The organism is Brevundimonas sp. Leaf280 (assembly GCF_001422455.1).
GTDB lineage: Bacteria > Pseudomonadota > Alphaproteobacteria > Caulobacterales > Caulobacteraceae > Brevundimonas.
The window spans coordinates 160,616-178,677 of sequence record NZ_LMNC01000002.1; the positions used below are offsets into that span (position 1 = coordinate 160,616).

Here is an 18,062-nt window from a genome sequence, read left to right on the forward strand (position 1 = left end):
ATGAAATATCTCGCCATCGCCAGCGTCGCCTCGCTGGCCCTTCTCGCCGCCTGCAACCAGGGTGGCGACAGCGCCGCCCAGAACACCGGCGAAGCGGTCAACGCCACTCAGGACGCTACCTCAGGCGTCGTGGGCCAGACGTCGGCCATGACCATGGGCGCCAACACCGTCGACGGTTTCGTCACCGGCCTGGGCACCGGCAACATGTATGAGCTGGAAGCCGCTAAGATCGCTGCCGCCAAGTCCAAGAATGCGGACGTGAAGGCCCTGGCCGCCATGATCACGAAGGATCACACCGCCGCCGGCGAGAAGCTGGCCGCCGCTCAGGCGACCGCTGCGCCGAACGTCGCCATCCCCACGACGTTGGACGAACGCCGCAAGGGCCTGATCGACAATCTGAACGCCGCGACGCCTGACGACTTCGACAAGGTCTATCTGGACCAACAAGTCGCCGCCCACAACGAGACGCTGGCGCTGCTGAACGGCTTTGCCGACAACACCGAAGCGCCCGCCCTGGCCACCCTCGCGCGCGAACTGGTGACGCCCGTCACTGCACACCGCGACCGTGCCCGGACCCTGCTGGACGCGATAAAGTAAAAGCAGCCGTTGCATTGCTGACCAAAGGCGGTCCCGAAAGGGGCCGCCTTTTCCGCATTTGCAGGGCTGCGCTTGCTATTGCGGCCCATCCGGCCTACATGGCCCCCGCATTTCGCAACGCGGGAGAGGCGCGCTTCGGGGAGACATCCCGATCCGCACCATTCCGAGGGTCTTTCAGACCTTTAATCCCCCGCGCCACGTTTGATCGGAAAAAGGACTGAACGATCATGGCTCTGCCTGAATTCTCGATGCGCACCCTGCTTGAAGCAGGCGCCCACTTCGGCCACCAGACGCACCGCTGGAACCCGAAGATGGACCGCTACATCTTCGGCTCGCGCTCGAACATCCACATCATCGACCTGTCGCAGACGATGCCGCTGTTCCACCAGGCTCTGGTGGCCGTGCGCGAAGTCGCCGCCAAGGGCGGTCGCGTTCTGTTCGTCGGCACCAAGCGCCAAGCCGCAGAGCCGGTCGCCGAAGCCGCCAAGCGCTGCGCCCAGTACTACATGAACAACCGTTGGCTCGGCGGCACGCTGACCAACTGGCGCACCGTGTCGGGCTCGATCGCTCGTCTGCGTGAGCTGGAAGGCATTCTGGAAAACGGCGGCGAAGGCCGCGTCAAGAAAGAGCTGCTGAACCTGCAGCGCGAGAAGGACAAGCTTGAGCTGTCGCTGGGCGGCATCAAGGACATGGGTTCGATCCCGGACATCATGTTCGTGATCGACACCAACAAGGAAGCGATCGCGATCCAGGAAGCCCGCAAGCTGAACATCCCGATCATCGCCATCCTGGACACCAACTCGGATCCGGACGGCATCACCTATCCGGTCCCCGGCAACGACGACGCCGCCCGCGCTATCCAGACCTACTGCGACCTGATCGCCGACGCCGTCCTGGACGGCCTGGCCGCCGGCGCTTCGGCCTCGGGCATCGACCTGGGCGCTTCGGAAGCCCCGGTTGAGCCGATGCTGCGTGAAGCCTCGGCCCCCAAGGCCGAAGCCGAAGCCGCGCCGGCCGGCACGGAAGGCGCCGCCGCCGAACTGGAAGCCGCTGCTGAGCCGGCTGCCGAAACCGAGAAGGCCGAGGGCTAATCGCCCGCCGGGCGGCGTTCGCGCTTTAGAGCGCCGCCTGACGAACTGACACACGGCCGGGCTAAATCAGTCCGGCCGTTCCCACATACGAAATCCCCCAAGGAGAAGAACATGGCCGAGATCACTGCCGCCCTCGTGAAGGAGCTTCGCGAGCGTTCGGGCGTCGGCATGATGGACTGCAAGAAGGCGCTGGTCGAAAACGACGGCAACATCGAAGCAGCAATCGACTGGCTGCGCGCCAAGGGCCTGTCCAAGGCCGCTAAAAAGGCCGACCGCGTCGCCGCTGAAGGTCTGGTCGCCGTCGCGTCGAAGGAAGACGGCAAGGGCGAAGTCGCCGCCGCCATCGAGTTCAACGCCGAAACCGACTTCGTCGCCCGCAACGAGCTGTTCCAGAACGCCGCCAAGTCGTTCGCCCAACTGGGTCTGGAGCACCATTCTGTCGAGGCCCTGCACGGCGCCGAACTGGAAGCCGGCAAGACGGTCCAGGACGAAGTGACCAACATGATCGCCACCATCGGCGAGAACATGCAACTGCGTCGCGCCGCCCGCCTGTCGGTGTCGGAAGGCGTCGTTTCGACCTACGTCCACAACGCGGTTTCGCCGGGCGTCGGCCGTATCGGCGTGCTGGTGGCCCTGGAAGGCGAGGGCGACAAGACCGCGCTTCGCGAACTGGGCCGCAAGATCGCCATGCACGTCGCCGCCACCGCGCCGCTGTCGCTGAACACCGACGACCTGGACCCCGCTGCCATCGAGAAGGAACGCACCGTTCTGACCGAAAAGGCCAAGGAAGAAGGTCGCCCGGAAGCCATGATCGCCAAGATCGTGGAAGGTCAGATCAACAAGTTCCAGAAGGACGTGGTGCTGTCCAAGCAGCCGTTCGTCATGGATCCGGACGTGACCATCGAACAACTGGTCGCCAACTCGGCCAAGGAACTGGGCTCCTCCAACCTGCACCTGGCCGGCTTCGTCCGCCTGGCGCTGGGTGAAGGCGTAGAGAAGGTCGAAGGCCCCGACTTCGCGTCGGAAGTCGCCTCCATGATGGGCGGCAACTAAAAAACATTCCCCTCATTCGTGAGGGTTTTGTATCAGAAGGGCGCGTTCGGCTTTGATGGCCGGCGCGCCTTTCGTCTATAAGAAGCCGCCTGATTCAATGGCGCCGCAGTCAAACGGACCTTCCCGCATGCCCGACGCCCCCTCGACCTTCCGCTACAAACGCGTCCTGCTGAAGGTATCGGGCGAGGTGCTGATGGGCGACCAGTCGTTCGGCGTCGATATGAAGACGGTCGATGCGGTGGCCAAGGCCGTCGCGGACGTCGCGGCCGAGGGCGTCGAAATCTGTCTGGTCATCGGCGGCGGCAACATCTTCCGCGGTCTGTCCAAGGCGGCGGCCGGTATGGAGCGCGCCCAGGCCGACTATATGGGCATGCTGGCGACGATCATGAACGCCCTGGCCATGCAGTCGGCGCTGGAGAAGATCGGCGTCTCGACCCGCGTGCAGAGCGCCATCCCGATGGCGGCCATCGCCGAACCCTACATCCGTCGTCGCGCTCTGCGGCACCTTGAAAAGGGCAGGGTCGTGATCTTCGCCGCCGGCGTGGGCGCACCGTTCTTCACCACGGACTCGGGCGCGGCGCTGCGTGCGGCGGAAATGGGCTGCGACGCCCTGCTGAAGGGCACCAGTGTTGACGGGGTCTATACCGCCGACCCGAAGAAGGATCCCGACGCGACGCGTTACGAGACGCTGTCCTATCAGGATGTTCTGGCCAAGGATCTGCGCGTCATGGACGCCTCGGCCATCGCCATGATGCGCGACACGGGCATACCGATCGTGGTCTTCTCCATTCGGGAAGACAATTCGCTGCACCGGACCCTGACCGGCGAAGGCACGTTCACGGTCATTCAGGACGTCGCCTGAACGTTCGCCTGACCAGGAAAGACAAGAGAGACCAAGACCATGGCAAAGCCTGAACTGAAGACCTATCGCGACCGCATGGATCGCTCCGTCGCCGCCCTGAAGGAAGAGTTCAGCGGTCTGCGCACCGGTCGCGCCAACGCCGGCCTGCTGGAGCCCGTGCGGGTCGAAGCCTACGGATCGGCCTCACCCCTGACCGCCGTCGCCGCCATCAGCGTGCCCGAGCCGCGCATGATCAGCGTCAGCGTCTGGGACAAGGGCATGGTGGTCGCCGTCGAAAAGGCGATCCGCAACGCCAACCTGGGCCTTAACCCGATCGTGGACGGCCAGACCCTGCGCATTCCGGTGCCGCCCCTGACCGAGGAACGCCGCAAGGACCTGGTCAAGCTGGCCGGCAAATACGCCGAGCAGCAGAAGATCTCGGTTCGCAACGTCCGCCGCGACGCCAACGACGACCTGAAGAAGGCCGAGAAGGCCGGCGAGATCAGCCAGGATGAGCAAAAGAAGATGGAGACCGAGGTCCAGAAGGACACCGACGCGGCCATCAAGCGCATCGACGAGACCTTGAAGACCAAGGAACAAGAGATCATGCAGGTCTGAGGCGAAACGGCTGGGTCCGGAAGGGATCGCACGACAGATGACGGCAGACCGCGTCGCGCCTTCAGGCCAAAGCCCAGACAAGCAGGGTCAGGACGGCCCGCGCCACGTCGCCATCATCATGGACGGCAATGGACGCTGGGCTAAGGCGCGCGGCCTGCCGCGGGCCCTGGGCCATCGCGAAGGCGTCCAGGCGCTGAAGCGCACGATCCAGGCGGCGCCGGATCTCGGCATCGATTGCCTGACGGTGTTCGGCTTCTCCACCGAAAACTGGAGCCGGCCCGAGGACGAGGTATCGGACCTGATGGGCCTGGTGCGGTCCTACGTCGCCAGCGATCTGGCCCGGCTGACCAAGGCCGGCGTCCGGCTGAAGATCCTGGGGCGACGCGAAGGTCTGCCGGCCGACATCGCCGCCATCATCGAACGGGCCGAGGCCCAGACCGCCCATAACGATCGATTCCTGTTGCAGGTCGCCTTCAACTACGGCGGTCGTGCGGATTTGGTGGACGCGGCGCGTCGCCATATGGAGCGGGTGCTGGCGGGCGAGACGGTCGAGCCTTTCAACGAGGCGATCCTGACCTCGGGCCTGGCCACGGCGGGCTCGCCGCCGCTTGACCTGATCGTGCGCACGTCGGGCGAGCAGCGACTGTCGAACTTCCTGTTGTGGGAGGCCGCCTACGCCGAGCTCGTCTTCCAAGACATTCTGTGGCCCGACTATGGCCCAAAGGCCCTGGCTGAGGCGATCTCGGCCTTTGGTCAGCGCGATCGTCGTTTCGGCGGACGCGTGATCGCGCCTGAGCGCGCTACGGCCTGATGGCGGTCAAGGGTCGGGATATCGCCCTCAGGGCTGCGTCCGCCGTCGTGCTGGCGCCCGCCGCCGTCGCTGCGACGTGGGGCGGCGGCGTGTGGTTCCTGGCGCTGATGATCGTCGCCAGCGTCGTCCTGGCATTCGAATGGGCGGCGATGAGTGCGCCCCATGCGCGCCGCGTCATGGGCGGAGCGGTCAGCTTCGGCGTCGTGGCGGCGGTGATTAGCGCCCATTTCGGCGCCATGTCCGTCGCCTTCATCATGCTGGTGTTCGGCGCGGTCGCGGCCGGGGTCTATGCCCGTAGTCGAGGGCAGGAGGCGCTGGATGCCGCCTACGGCGTGCTCTACCTCGGCTGGCCTTCGGTGCTGCTGATGTGGCTCCGCGACGTCGACAGTTTGATCGGGCTGCACTGGACCGTGCTTGTCTTCGCCGTCGCCTGGTCGGCCGACATCGTGGCCTACCTGGCGGGATCCACCTTTGGCGGACCCAAGCTGTGGCCGCGCTTCTCGCCGAACAAGACCTGGTCCGGGTTCATCGGCGGCGTTGCCGCCGGCGCGGTTGCGGGCGCCGTCATGACGGCCTGGGTCAATATGGGCGCCTTAAGCGTCGTGTGGGGAGCGGTGCTGGGCTTTGCCGCGGCCTTAGCAACCATGGCGGGCGACCTGTGGGAATCGGCGCTGAAGCGACGGTTCGGGGTCAAGGATGCGGGCAACACCATTCCGGGCCACGGCGGCCTGCTGGACCGCGTCGATGGCCTGATGTTCGCGGTCGTGGTCGTCGCGGCTGGCCGACTGATCGTGCTGATGCTGGAGCGTGGGGCATGATCCGACGTCGCATCACTGTGCTTGGCGCGACCGGATCGGTCGGCGCCTCCACGCTAGACCTGATGGCTCAAGCCGAGGCGACGGGCACGGGCGCGTTTGAGGTCGAGGCCCTGACAGGCGGCGCCAACATCGCCAAACTGGCCGAGCAGGCCAGGCGCTGGCGGCCCAAGCTGGCCGTGACCGCCGATCCGGCGCGGTTAGAAGAGCTGCGCGACGCCTTGTCCGGCACGGACGTCGCTGTCGCCGCCGGCGACGCGGCCATCGTCGAGGCGGCGACGCGACCTGTCGACTGGATCATGGCGTCCATCGTCGGAGCGGCGGGTCTGAAGTCCGCCTGGGCGGCGGCGGGGACGGGCGCGACCCTGGCGCTGGCCAACAAGGAAAGCCTGGTCTGCTGCGGCCCCGCCCTGATCGAGCGGGTCAGGCGGGCAGGGGGGCGCTTGATCCCCGTCGATTCCGAGCACTCCGCCATCTTCCAGGTGTTTCCGGCCGAAGCGCCTGAGCGGGTGGCCAAGCTGATCCTGACCGCATCGGGCGGGCCTTTTCGCAATACGCCGCGCGAGCAGATGGTCGCCATCACGCCGGAACAGGCCGTCGCCCACCCCAACTGGAGCATGGGGGCGAAGATTTCGGTCGACAGCGCCACCATGGCCAACAAGGGTCTGGAGATGATCGAGGCGGCCTATCTGTTTGATATGCCGCACGATCGGATCGACGTCGTGGTGCACCCCGAATCGATTATCCACAGCCTTGTGGAATATGTGGATGGTTCGACCCTGGCCCAGATGGGACCGCCGGATATGCGCACGCCGATCGCCTGCGCCCTGGCCTGGCCGGATCGGATCGCGTGGCCGGCGCCCAAGCTGGATCTGGCTGCGCTGGGTCGGCTGACGTTCGAAGCGCCCGATCTGACGCGCTTTCCCGCCCTCGATCTGGCGCGTCAGGCCCTGAAGGCGGGCGGCGCGACGCCCGCCGTGTTCAACGCCGCCAACGAGGTCGCCGCCTTCGCCTTCCTTGACCGCAAGCTGGCGTTTCTCAATATTGCCGCAGTCGTCGCCGAAACCCTTGAGCGTGCGACGAAAGCGGGGATGGCTTTCGGTTCTGGAGACGCCTGCGGCGCGGCCCTTTCGGTCGACGCCGAGACGCGTCGAATGGCCGAGAGCGTCATCGCTGGCCTTGCGAATGCGGCCTGACAGCAGGCCAGGGGAGACGATTTTCGAATGCTGGGCGTCCTGGGTCAGGTCCTGATCTCCATCGCCTCGTTCCTGCTGGTGCTGACCTTCATCGTCACCATCCACGAACTGGGTCACTTCCTCGTCGCGCGCGCCTTTGGCGTGAAGGTGGACCGGTTCGCGGTCGGCTTCGGCAAGGCCGTGGCCAGCCGCACCGATCGTCACGGCATCGAATGGCGTCTCGGCTGGCTGCCGCTGGGCGGCTATGTGAAGTTTTCGGGCGATCTGGATGCGTCCAGCGTGCCTGATCGGGCCGGATTGGACGAACTGCGCCGCCGCGTGGTTGCCGAGCGCGGGCCCGGCGCCGAGCGTGATTATTTCCACTTCAAGCCGGTGTGGCAGCGCGCCCTGATCGTCGCGGCCGGGCCCATCGCGAACTTCATCCTGGCCATCACCATCTTCGCCGTCGTCTTCATGGCCGTCGGCGTGTCTCTGCGCCCCGCGCGTGTTGCTCAGGTCCAGGCGGGATCGCCAGCCGCCGCCGCCGGTTTCCAGGTTGGCGACCTGATCACCGAGGTGAACGGCAAGGCCATCAAGGACGGAAGCGCTGTCACCCGCACCGTCATGCTATCGACCGGCGATCCCGTACGTTTCACGGTCGAGCGCGCCGGGCGTCCCGTCGAACTGGTCGCGACGCCGGAACGTCGCGAGGAAAACGACCCCATCGCCGGACGCGTCAAGGTCGGCCGCATCGGCCTGGGGCTGGGCTCGTCGGCCGGCGATGTCCGCCACGTGCGCTATGGCCCTGTCGAGGCTGTCGCCGAGGGAGCGCGCCAAACGGCCGACGTCATCGGCTCGACCCTGACCTACCTCGGACGCCTGGCGACGGGCCGCGAGTCGGGCGATCAGTTCAGCGGTCCGCTGGGCATGGCCAAGGCGACGGGCTCTCTGACCACGGCCGCGGTCGAGGCCAATCCAGCGCCTGGCGCCATGGCGATCAATCTGATCCTGACGCTGACAACCTTGGCCGCCATACTTTCGATCGGAATCGGCTTTCTAAATCTGCTTCCCATTCCGGTCCTCGACGGCGGGCATCTGCTTTTCTACGGCTATGAGGCTGTGGCGAAACAGCCTGTGTCGGCGCGGTTCCAGGAGATGGGCTATCGTGCAGGCCTTGCGCTTTTGGCGGGATTTATGTTGTTCGCAACGTGGAACGACCTACAGAAGCTCAATATCTTCCAATTCCTCGGCGGGCTCGTCTCGTGAGCCGACGCCAGCCCCCGACGGTTTCCCGAATGAATGACATGACCTCTCGCGCCGCCGTTCGACTGAGCGCCCGCTCCAGCCTGCTGGCTCTGGCGGTCGCCGCCGGGCTGGGCGCACCCGCGCTGGCCCAGACCGCGCCGGTGCCGACGCCTGCTGCGCCGGCTCAAACGCCCGCCCAAACCCCCGCGCCGACGGCCGCGCCTCAGGCGGCGGCGAGCGCCGCCGAACCGCGTGTCGAGATCGCTGCGCCGCAGACGATCACGATCAACCGCATCATCGTCCAGGGCGCGCAGCGGATCGACCAGACGACGGTCCTTTCCTATCTGCCGATCCGTCCTGGTGACGCGGTAGATGCCTCGGTGCTGGACGTCGCGGTGCGCACCCTGTCGCGGACGGGCCTGTTCGCCGATGTGCAACTGGGCATCCAGAACGGCGATCTGATCGTCCAGATCGTCGAGAACCCGATCATCAACCAGGTCGTGTTCGAGGGGAACAAGGCGCTGTCGAAGGACAAGCTGACCAAGGAAGTGACCCTGGCGCCGCGCGGCATCTATACCCGCGCCAAGGTTCAGGAAGACGTCGGCGCCATCGTCGAACTGTATCGCCTGCAAGGCCGCATCTCTGCGACTGTGACGCCGAAGCTGGTCCAGCTGGAACAGAACCGCGTCGATGTGATCTTCGAGATCAACGAAGGACCGCAGACCGGCATCAGCGCCATCAACGTGCTGGGCAACGAGGCGTTTTCGGATCGCGACGTGCGCGGCGTGATGGTCACCGAGAAGTCGACCTGGTGGAAGTTCTTCTCCAATAACGACAACTACGACCCCAACCGCCTGGAATATGATCAGGAGCAGTTGCGGAAGTTTTACACCAACCGCGGCTATTACGACTTCCGCGTGGTGTCCTCGGTCGCCGAGCTACAGCCGGACGATCAGGCGTTCCAGCTGACCCTGACGCTGAACGAAGGCGACAAGTACAACTTCGGTGAGATCAAGGTCGTCACCCAGAACGACCGGCTGAACGCCGACTTCCTCAAGGCCCTGGTGCCGATCCGGGAAGGCCAGCTGTACGAGAGCGACAAGATCGAGCAAGCGGTCGACGCCCTGACGTTCGCGGCAGGTTCGGCCGGCTATGCCTTCGTAGAGATCAATCCGACCTACAAGGCCAATCCCGAGACGGACACGGTCGATGTGACCTTCAACGTGTCCGAGGGCCAGCGCGTCTATATCGATCGCATCAATGTGGTCGGCAACACCCGCACGATCGACCCGGTGATCCGCCGCGAACTGCTGCTGACCGAGGGCGACGCCTTCAACCGCGCCCTGATGGAGCGCTCGCGCAACAACCTGCGCGCCCTGGGCTTCTTCAAGGACGTGACGGTCGAGGAAACGCGTGGCAGCGCGCCGGACCGCTCGATCATCAACGTCAATGTACAAGAGCAACCCACCGGCGAACTGTCCGTCGGCGCGGGCTTTAGCTCCGTCGACTCCTTCACCGTCAATCTGGGCATCTCGGAGCGGAACTTCCGTGGGCGCGGCCAGAACGTGGTCGCCCGTCTGGAGTGGGGCTCGCTGCGCCAGCAGGTCGACTTCCGCTTCACCGAGCCGAAGTTCCTCGGCCGTGACCTGCGCGCCGGCTTCGACCTGTTCCACTCGCGCTATGACCTGAGCCAGTACTCGTCATACGACTATCGCTCGACCGGCGCGGGCCTGCGTCTGTCCTATCCGCTGAACGGAAATATGCTGCTGAGCACGCGCTATTTCCTGAAGTCCGACGAGATCATCGTGCCAACGGGCTTCTGCTCGGGCGTGGGGCAGGGATCTTCGGCGCTGTGTGACCAGATCGGCAGCTTCATCAACTCGTCGGCGGGCTACACGCTTCAGGTCAACTACACCAACGATCCGATCCGTCCGACACGCGGCTGGGCCGGTTCGCTGCGTCAGGACCTCGCGGGTTTGGGCGGCGACGTGAACTATGTGAAGACCGAGGCTGATGCGAGCTGGTACTATGGCATCACGCCAGCCTGGGTCGTCAGCGTTCAGGGTTCGACCGGCTACGTCAGCGGCTGGAACGGTGACCCGATCCGCATCAACGACCGCTTCTTCAAGGGCGGCAACAGCTTCCGCGGCTTCGAGACAGCCGGTATGGGGCCGCGCGATCTGAATACGACCGATGCCCTGGGCGGCAACTTCTACGCCATCGGCACGGTCGAGCTCACCGTGCCGAACTATCTGCCCGAGCAATACGGCATCAAGACCTCGCTGTTCGCCGATGTCGGTACGCTGGGGGTGCTGGACGACCGCTACAAGCTGACGTCCACCGGAACGGTGAACACCAATATTGCCGATGAGCTGTCGCTGCGCGCATCGGCTGGCGTCAGCATCCACTGGAAGTCGCCAATGGGTCCGATCCGCTTCGACATCTCCAAGGTCCTTTCCAAGGAAGATTACGACAAGACGGAATCCTTCCGCTTCTCGACCTCCACTCAGTTCTAATCGCGGCTTTTTCGACCGCACGAGGAAACACCATGAAAGCTCTGATCATCGCGGCGACCGCCGCTGCTTCGCTCATCGCCACCGCCGCTTCGGCGCAACAGGCCGGCGCGCCGGCCAACCCCGGCCCGGTGATCCCCGGCGTCTGCGTCTATTACAACGCGCGTCTGCTGGCCCAGTCGTCGGCCGGTCAGGCCGTCGAAGCCCGCATGCAACAGTTGGCTCAGGAAGTTCAGGGCGAATTGCAGCCTTACGCCACGTCCATCCAGTCGGACGCTCAGCAACTGCAAGCCTCGGGCTCGAGCCTGCCGGCCGACCAACTGCAACAGCGCCGTCAGGCCCTGCAGCAGCGCGCGCAAGAGGCCCAACAGCTGGAAGCCACGCGTGAAAACGAGCTGCGCTACACCCTGGGTATGCAACGCCAGGCCATCACCGAGGCCGTCTCGCCGATCCTGACCGCCCTGTATCAGGAGAAGGGCTGCGGCCTGCTGCTGGACCGCGAGAGCGTCTTCATGATGAACCCGGCCATGGATGTCACTGACCTGGCGATCCAGCGCCTGAACACGGCCCTGCCGACCCTGAGCTTTAACCGTATGGCCGTGCCGGCTCAGACGCAGGCTCAACCGGCCGCCGCCAACTAAGTCGTCGATGCCCGATCCTCGCTTCTTCGAAACCCTGTCGCCCCTCAGCGTCGCCGATCTGGCGGCGCGGATCGGCGGCGAGGTCGAGCGGGGCGGGGATCGCATGATCGCCTCCGTCGCGCCCTTGTCCTCTGCGGACGGGGGCGCGATCGCGTTTTTGGGCGACCGCAAGTTCGCCGCCGCGCTGGCGACGACACAGGCCGGCTGCGTCATCGTGCCGGCTGAGGCCAAGGACGCCGCGCCGTCGTCCGCCGCTGTCATCATCTCGCGCACGCCTCAAGCCGCCTGGGCCAAGGCGTCGTTGGCGCTGCATCGGCCCATACTTCTGGACAAAGCGATAACCCGCGACGAGGCGGGCGAGGACGACAGCGTCGTGGTCGAACCGGGCGCGATCCTGGGGCAGGGCGTCCGCATCGGTCGAGGGTCCCGCATTGGCGCCAACAGCGTCATCGCGCCCGGCGTGCAAATCGGCCGTGATTGCGTGATCGGCGCCAACGTCAGCGTGGCCTTCGCGCTGATCGGCGACCGGGTGAAGCTGTATGCCGGCGCCCGGATCGGCGAAGCGGGCTTCGGCGCCACGGGGACAGCGGCGGGGGTCATGGATATTCCCCAACTCGGTCGCGTCATCCTTCAGGACGGCGTGACGGTGGGCGCCAACTCGTGCATCGACCGTGGCGCCTATGACGACACGGTCATCGGCGAGAACACCAAGATCGATAATCTGGTGATGGTCGGCCACAACTGCGTCATCGGCCGCAACTGCTTGCTGGTCGCCAATACCGGCATCTCGGGCTCGGTGACCGTGGGCGACAATGTCATCTTCGGCGGCAAGGCGGGGATCGCAGACCACATCACGATCGGCGAGGGTGCGCGCGTCGCGGCCGGAGCCGGTGTGCTGGCCGATGTTCCCGCTGGCGAGACCTGGTCTGGTTATCCGGCGCGTCCGATCCGACAGTTCTTGCGCGAGACGGTCTGGCTCGCCAAACAGGCCTCATCAAAGAAGGCTGCAAAGGAATCATAGGGATGAGCGACACGACTGCCGTCGAAGGCAAGATCGATTACGCCGAGGTGATGCGGCGGCTGCCGCACCGTTATCCCTTCCTGCTGGTGGACAAGGCCGAAGACTTCGTGCCTGCTACGTCGATCGTCGGCATCAAGAACGTCACCCACAACGAGCCCTTCTTCCCGGGGCATTTCCCGATCGATCCGGTCATGCCCGGCGTGCTGATCGTCGAGGCCATGGCCCAGACCGGCGCACTGTTGATGTCCAAGACGCTGGATGTCGCCGTGGCCGACAAAGTCATCATGTTCATGTCGATCGACGGGGTTCGTTTTAGAAAGCCCGCGCGGCCAGGCGACCAACTGCGCATGGAGGTCAAGGTGATCCGCGCGCGGGGCGACGCCTACAAGTTCCGGGGCGAGACCTTCATCGACGGCAAGCTGGCGGCCGAAGCCGAGTTCATGGCCATGGTCGTGACTGTGCCCACTCCAGCGCCTGGGCCGGCGGCCTGATGACCGTTCATCCTACCGCTGTGATCGACGCGACGGCGACATTGGGCGAGGGTGTGGAGGTCGGCCCCTGGTGCACGGTAGGACCGAATGTGGTGCTGGGCGACCGTGTGCGCCTGGTCAGCCATGTCGTGGTCCAGCAGGACACGACGGTGGGGGGCGGGACGGTCATCCATCCGTTCGCCGTCATCGGCGGCGACCCGCAGCACAATGGTTACAAGGGTGAGACGGTTCGGCTGGAGATCGGCGAGAACAACCTGATCCGCGAGCACTGCACCTTCAATCGGGGCACGCCGCAGGGGACAGGCGTGACGGTCGTGGGCTCGAACAACCTGTTCATGACCGGCGCCCATGTCGGTCACGACTGCGTCGTCGGCGACAATGTCGTCATGGCCAACAACGCGACTTTGGGCGGTCATGCTCAGGTCGGGGACAAGGTGTTCCTGGGTGGGCTGTGCGCGGTGCACCAGAATGGTCGCGTCGGGCAAGGCGCGATCATTGGGGGCTTAGCGGCGGTGACGCGCGACGTCATCCCCTATGGCTCGGCCTGGGGCAATCATGCGCGGCTACGTGGGCTGAACTTGATCGGGTTGAAGCGCAAGGGATACGGCAAGGATCAGGTGCGGCGTCTGCTTGCGGCCTATCGTGATCTGTTCGAGGGCGAGGGCGAGTTCGCCGGTCGGATCGATGGCGTGGCGGAACGCTATGCCGACCTGCCCGAGATCATAGAGATCATCGCCTTCATCCGTGACGGCGGGCGTCGTCCGCTGTGCCTGCCGAACGCGGAATGAGCGCGGCTGAAAAGCTGGGTCTGATCGCAGGCGGCGGCGATCTGCCGGCGGCCGTAGCGGCGCGTTGCGACGCGCTGGGACGGCCGGTTTTCGTGATCCGTCTGGCGGGGTTTGCTGACGAGCATCTGGCGCGCTGGCCCGGCGCCGAGTTCGGCATGGCTCAGATCGGCGCGATCCTGAAGGCGTTGAAGGCCGAGCGCTGCACGACCGTGTGTCTGGCGGGCATCGTCAATCGGCCGGATTTCAAGACGCTTAAGCCCGACTTCAAGGGGGCGACCCTGTTGCCGGGCATCGTCGCCGCCGCCTCCAAAGGCGATGACGCCCTGCTGCGCAAGATACTGTCGGTGTTCGAGGCCGAAGGCTTCGCCGTCGAGGGCGCCGACGACATACTGGGCGGCGACACGCTCGGCGCGGGCGCCTTGGGCGCCGTCTCACCGACCGTGGAACAGCTAGGCGATCTGAAGAAGGCGCTGCATGTCGCCGAAAAGTCAGGCGAACTGGATATCGGTCAGGGCGCAGTGGTCTGTGACGGCCTGGTCCTTGCGGTTGAGGCGCAGGAAGGCACGGACGCGATGCTGACCCGCGTCGCTGGCCTGTCCGCCGATTTACGTGGAGCGGTTGATAGCCCCAGGGGCGCGCTCGGCAAAGCGCCCAAGCCGATCCAGGATCTGCGCGTCGATATGCCCGTGATCGGGCCGCGCACCATCGAAATGGCGGCGGCGGCGGGTCTGGCGGGCATCGGCGGCGTGGCGGGACGTTTGATCCTGATTGATCGCGACGCCATCGTCGAGGTGGCGGATCGGTTGGGTCTGTTCGTCTGGGGCGAGGACCGGTGAGCCGCCCGCTGAAGATCATGCTCGTGGCGGCTGAGGCTTCTGGCGATGCGCTGGGCGCCGGTCTGGCCAAGGCGTTGAAGGTGCGGTTAGGCGACGGTGTGGCCTTTGTCGGCGTCGGCGGACCCAAGATGGCGGCCGAGGGCGTCGCCAGCCCATTCGATATCGCCGAACTGTCGATCCTGGGCTGGATCGAGGGCTTGCGCGCCTACGGCAAGGTCAAGCGGCGCGTCGAGCAGACGGCTGCGCTGGCCGAGCGGGAAAAGCCCGACGCCGTGGTGCTGATCGACAGTTGGGGCTTCACCATCCGTGTGGCCAAGGCGATCCGGGCCGCGCGGCCGGACCTGCCGCTGATCAAATACGTCGGGCCTCAGGTCTGGGCCTCGCGGCCGGGCCGGGCCAGAACCTTGGCAGGCGCCGTCGACCATCTTCTAGCCCTCTATGGCTTTGATGCGCCCTGGTTCGAGCGCGAGGGCCTGCCCACGACCGTCGTCGGTTCGTCTGCGCTCCATGTGAACGTCGACGCTGCGAACGGCGCAGCGTTCCGCGCGCGTCATGGGATCGCCGCCGATGCGCAACTCCTGTTGGTGCTGCCAGGAAGCCGGCCCAGCGAGATCACCCGAATGGCCCCCGTCTATGAGGCGACGGTCAGAAAACTGAAGACCACGAATCCTGGTCTGGAAGTCGCCGTGGTCGCCGCGGGGACGGTCGCTCAGGATGTTGCAGGCCGAGTCGCCGCTTGGCCCTTCCGCGTTCATCTGGTCGACGAAGCCGAAAAGTATGACGCCATGCGCGCCGCGACCGTCGCCCTGGCCACCAGCGGCACCGTGTCGACTGAGCTCGCGCTTGCGGGCGCGCCGATGGTGATCGCCTACAAGATCGACGGGCTCAGCTATCAGCTGATGAAGCGGTTCGTGACCGCCAAACACATCACCCTGTTCAATGTCGCGGCCGACGACCGGATCGCGCCCGAGTTCATTCAGCACGAGGCGACCCCGGCCATCCTGACGGCGGCGGTCGGGCGGCTGCTGGCCGACCCAGCGCTGGCGGCCGAACAGGCGCGTCGCCAGATGGCGGCATTGGACTTGATGGGGCGCGGAGGACCGGACCCGTCGGAGTTGGCTGCCGACGCCGTGCTCAAGGTCATCGCCGAGAAGTCGCGGAGCTGACGATGGCGCGGGCGCTCAGTCCGCGACGTGCGGCCGAGGTCCGCGCCGCGCTGCAGATGGCGGTGGGCGCGATGGCCGCGCTCTACCTCGCAACCTGGCTGAACCTGCCGCACCCTTACTGGAGCGTGATTTCCGCCATCGTCGTCATCCAGGCGAGCGTCGGCGGCGGCGTCCTCACCGTTGCGCGTGACCGGGCCATCGGCACGGCGACCGGAGCGCTGGCAGGGGCGGTCTTCGCCTTCCTTCGTCCGCCGGGCCTAGAAAGCATGGCCATGAGCATCGCCGTCTCCGCGGGACTGCTGGCCTTCTTTGCAACCGGGCGGCCATGGCTGAAGGTCGCGCCCGTGACGGCGACGATCGTCATCGCCGGCGGGACGGGCGCGGAAGGACCGGCGTCCCTCGCGCTGGATCGGGTGATGGAAATCCTGGTCGGCAGCGGCGTGGGGGTTCTGGCGATACTGGCCCTGTTTCCGCGCCATGCCAGGCAGTCCTTCAAGCTTCAGGCGCGCGAGGCGGCAGGCGAGGCGGCGGTACTGTTGGCTTTGGTCGCAAAGCCCTCTTCACAGGATGCGTCCGAGATTTCGCGCCGTCATGCCGATCTGAAGCGGCGGCTGGATGCGTTGGGTCAGGCCGCCAAGAACGTCATCGATCTGCCCGGCCCGCAACGCGAGACGGCGGATCGAGCCGCGCTCGTGCGCGCCTTCTGGCGCGTGCGCAGCGACATCGTCATCCTGGGGCGCGGTTTCCAGGCTGAGGGCGCGGGCGCACGGCTGGATCCCTGGTCGCAGGACGCGGAGCGGGCGGTGGAGCAACTCAAGGCTCTGTCTCAGGGCAAGGCCGCCCAGCCCATGGGCGCGATCGACCAAAGCCTGGCCCTGTCCATGGCCGTCGAGAGCGACGACGTGGCTCTGGGCGCTGCTGCGATCGGCGTGGCCCATATGCACCGCGATCTGGATGACCTGGCTGCCCGTTTCGCGGATCTGAAGTTGGTCTGACGACAAAGAAAAACGCCGGGGATGTCTCCCCGGCGTTTTGCATTTCAGCTTTCGTCTCAGCCGCGCTGTTCGATCGGCACGTAATCGCGCTGGGTCGGGCCCGTGTAGAGCTGACGCGGGCGACCGATCTTCTGCGACGGATCGGCCATCATTTCCTGCCACTGCGAGATCCAGCCCACGGTGCGGGCCAGGGCGAACAGGACGGTGAACATGGTGGTTGGGAAGCCCATCGCCGACAAGGTGATGCCCGAATAGAAGTCGACGTTCGGGAACAGCTTGCGCGAGGTGAAGTATTCGTCAGACAGGGCGACCTTCTCCAACTCCTTGGCGACCAGGAACAGCGGATCGTTTTCGCGGCCCGTGGCGGCCAGCACTTCATAGGCCGACTGCTGCATGACCTTCGCGCGCGGGTCGTAGTTCTTGTACACGCGGTGGCCGAAGCCCATCAGCTTGTACTTGCGGTCCTTCACGCCCTGGATGAACTCCGGGATCTTGTCCGGGGTGCCGATTTCCTTGAGCATCGTCAGCGCCTCTTCGTTGGCGCCGCCGTGCGACGGGCCCCACAGGCAGGCGATGCCGGCGGCGATACAGGCGAACGGATTGGCGCCCGACGAACCGGCCAGACGCACGGTCGAGGTCGAGGCGTTCTGTTCGTGGTCGGCGTGCAGGGTGAAGATGCGGTCCATGGCGCGAACCAGGGCCGGATCGACATGATAGTCCTCGGCCGGAACGGCGAAGCACATGCGCAGGAAGTTTTCGGCGTAGGACAGGTCGTTGCGCGGCGACACGAACGGCTGGCCGATGTGATATTTGTAGGCGCGGGCCGCGATCGTGGGCATCTTGGCGATCAGGCGAATGGCCGAGATGTCACGCTGGATCGGATCGTGGATGTCCAGGCTGTCGTGATAGAAGGCCGACAGGGCGCCGACGGTGCCGACCATGATCGCCATCGGGTGGGCGTCGCGGCGGAAGCCTTCGAAGAAGCGATCGAACTGGCTGTGCAGCATCGTGTGCGTGGTGATGCTGTTTTCGAACTTCTCGTACTGAGCGGCGGTCGGCAGTTCGCCGTGCAGCAGCAGATGGCAGACTTCCACGAAGTTCGACTTCGACGCCAGCTGGTCGATCGGATAGCCGCGATGAAGCAGAATGCCAGCGTCGCCGTCGATATAGGTCAGGGCCGATTCACAGGCCGCCGTCGAGGTGAAGCCGGGATCGAAGGTGAAGGCGCCCGTACCCGCATAGAGTTTGCGGATGTCGATGACGTCCGGGCCGGTGGAGCCCGAAAGGACCGGCAACTCGATCGTCTTGTCCTCGAAGGACAGGGTCGCCGAGCCGGCGGGTTTGGCTTGTTCAGTCATGAATGCC

Annotated in this window: 18 protein-coding genes; 17 read left to right on the plus strand and 1 reads right to left on the minus strand. The window is 65.7% G+C overall.

Annotated elements, in window-relative coordinates:
• From ASF31_RS04310 to ASF31_RS04390, 17 genes are all read left to right on the plus strand, one after another.
• A complete protein-coding gene (locus tag ASF31_RS04310; protein ID WP_055753505.1) occupies nucleotides 1–597 on the plus strand; it encodes a DUF4142 domain-containing protein in 597 nt (198 codons plus the stop codon).
• Between the two features lie 227 nt (nucleotides 598–824).
• Entirely contained in the window at nucleotides 825–1,688 is an 864-nt protein-coding gene (gene rpsB, locus ASF31_RS04315) for a 30S ribosomal protein S2 (protein WP_017503967.1), read from the plus strand.
• Nucleotides 1,689–1,799: 111 nt separating this feature from the next.
• On the plus strand, nucleotides 1,800–2,741 hold the full coding sequence (gene tsf / locus ASF31_RS04320) for a translation elongation factor Ts (RefSeq protein ID WP_055753506.1): 942 nt from the start codon (nucleotides 1,800–1,802) through the stop codon (nucleotides 2,739–2,741).
• A 127-nt stretch (nucleotides 2,742–2,868) separates the two neighbouring features.
• The gene (pyrH, locus tag ASF31_RS04325; protein WP_055753817.1) at nucleotides 2,869–3,603 is read left to right on the plus strand and encodes a UMP kinase; all 735 of its coding nucleotides are present in this window, start codon (nucleotides 2,869–2,871) and stop codon (nucleotides 3,601–3,603) included.
• Between the two features lie 39 nt (nucleotides 3,604–3,642).
• Complete coding sequence (gene frr, locus ASF31_RS04330; RefSeq protein ID WP_055753507.1) at nucleotides 3,643–4,200, plus strand: ribosome recycling factor; 558 nt, start codon at nucleotides 3,643–3,645, stop codon at nucleotides 4,198–4,200.
• Nucleotides 4,201–4,237: 37 nt separating this feature from the next.
• A complete protein-coding gene (gene uppS, locus ASF31_RS04335; protein WP_055753508.1) occupies nucleotides 4,238–5,011 on the plus strand; it encodes a polyprenyl diphosphate synthase in 774 nt (257 codons plus the stop codon).
• Nucleotides 5,011–5,829, plus strand: coding sequence for a CDP-archaeol synthase (locus ASF31_RS04340; protein WP_055753509.1), 819 nt, complete (start codon nucleotides 5,011–5,013; stop codon nucleotides 5,827–5,829). Before uppS ends, ASF31_RS04340 begins: the two co-directional genes overlap by 1 nt.
• Nucleotides 5,826–7,022: a 1-deoxy-D-xylulose-5-phosphate reductoisomerase gene (dxr, locus tag ASF31_RS04345; protein WP_055753510.1), complete on the plus strand. Its 1,197-nt coding sequence runs from the start codon at nucleotides 5,826–5,828 to the stop codon at nucleotides 7,020–7,022. The genes ASF31_RS04340 and dxr overlap by 4 nt, the downstream gene beginning before the upstream one ends.
• A gap of 27 nt (nucleotides 7,023–7,049) precedes the next feature.
• A complete protein-coding gene (locus ASF31_RS04350) occupies nucleotides 7,050–8,267 on the plus strand; it encodes an RIP metalloprotease (RefSeq protein WP_055753511.1) in 1,218 nt (405 codons plus the stop codon).
• 29 nt (nucleotides 8,268–8,296) lie between these two features.
• Nucleotides 8,297–10,762, plus strand: a complete 2,466-nt coding sequence (gene bamA, locus ASF31_RS04355) for an outer membrane protein assembly factor BamA (protein WP_082465010.1) — start codon at nucleotides 8,297–8,299, stop codon at nucleotides 10,760–10,762.
• A 32-nt stretch (nucleotides 10,763–10,794) separates the two neighbouring features.
• Entirely contained in the window at nucleotides 10,795–11,400 is a 606-nt protein-coding gene (locus ASF31_RS04360; protein ID WP_055753512.1) for an OmpH family outer membrane protein, read from the plus strand.
• A gap of 7 nt (nucleotides 11,401–11,407) precedes the next feature.
• The gene (lpxD, locus tag ASF31_RS04365; RefSeq protein ID WP_055753513.1) at nucleotides 11,408–12,421 is read left to right on the plus strand and encodes a UDP-3-O-(3-hydroxymyristoyl)glucosamine N-acyltransferase; all 1,014 of its coding nucleotides are present in this window, start codon (nucleotides 11,408–11,410) and stop codon (nucleotides 12,419–12,421) included.
• A complete protein-coding gene (fabZ, locus tag ASF31_RS04370) occupies nucleotides 12,418–12,912 on the plus strand; it encodes a 3-hydroxyacyl-ACP dehydratase FabZ (RefSeq protein ID WP_055753514.1) in 495 nt (164 codons plus the stop codon). Before lpxD ends, fabZ begins: the two co-directional genes overlap by 4 nt.
• Nucleotides 12,912–13,700, plus strand: coding sequence for an acyl-ACP--UDP-N-acetylglucosamine O-acyltransferase (gene lpxA, locus ASF31_RS04375; protein WP_055753515.1), 789 nt, complete (start codon nucleotides 12,912–12,914; stop codon nucleotides 13,698–13,700). Before fabZ ends, lpxA begins: the two co-directional genes overlap by 1 nt.
• The gene (locus tag ASF31_RS04380) at nucleotides 13,697–14,536 is read left to right on the plus strand and encodes an LpxI family protein (RefSeq protein ID WP_055753516.1); all 840 of its coding nucleotides are present in this window, start codon (nucleotides 13,697–13,699) and stop codon (nucleotides 14,534–14,536) included. The genes lpxA and ASF31_RS04380 overlap by 4 nt, the downstream gene beginning before the upstream one ends.
• On the plus strand, nucleotides 14,533–15,702 hold the full coding sequence (gene lpxB / locus ASF31_RS04385) for a lipid-A-disaccharide synthase (RefSeq protein WP_055753517.1): 1,170 nt from the start codon (nucleotides 14,533–14,535) through the stop codon (nucleotides 15,700–15,702). The genes ASF31_RS04380 and lpxB overlap by 4 nt, the downstream gene beginning before the upstream one ends.
• 2 nt (nucleotides 15,703–15,704) lie before the next feature.
• Nucleotides 15,705–16,697: an FUSC family protein gene (locus tag ASF31_RS04390; RefSeq protein ID WP_055753518.1), complete on the plus strand. Its 993-nt coding sequence runs from the start codon at nucleotides 15,705–15,707 to the stop codon at nucleotides 16,695–16,697.
• A gap of 56 nt (nucleotides 16,698–16,753) precedes the next feature.
• Here ASF31_RS04390 and gltA read toward each other — a convergent pair whose 3' ends face one another.
• On the minus strand, nucleotides 16,754–18,055 hold the full coding sequence (gltA, locus tag ASF31_RS04395; protein WP_055753519.1) for a citrate synthase: 1,302 nt from the start codon (nucleotides 18,053–18,055) through the stop codon (nucleotides 16,754–16,756).
• Nucleotides 18,056–18,062: the final 7 nt, after the last annotated feature.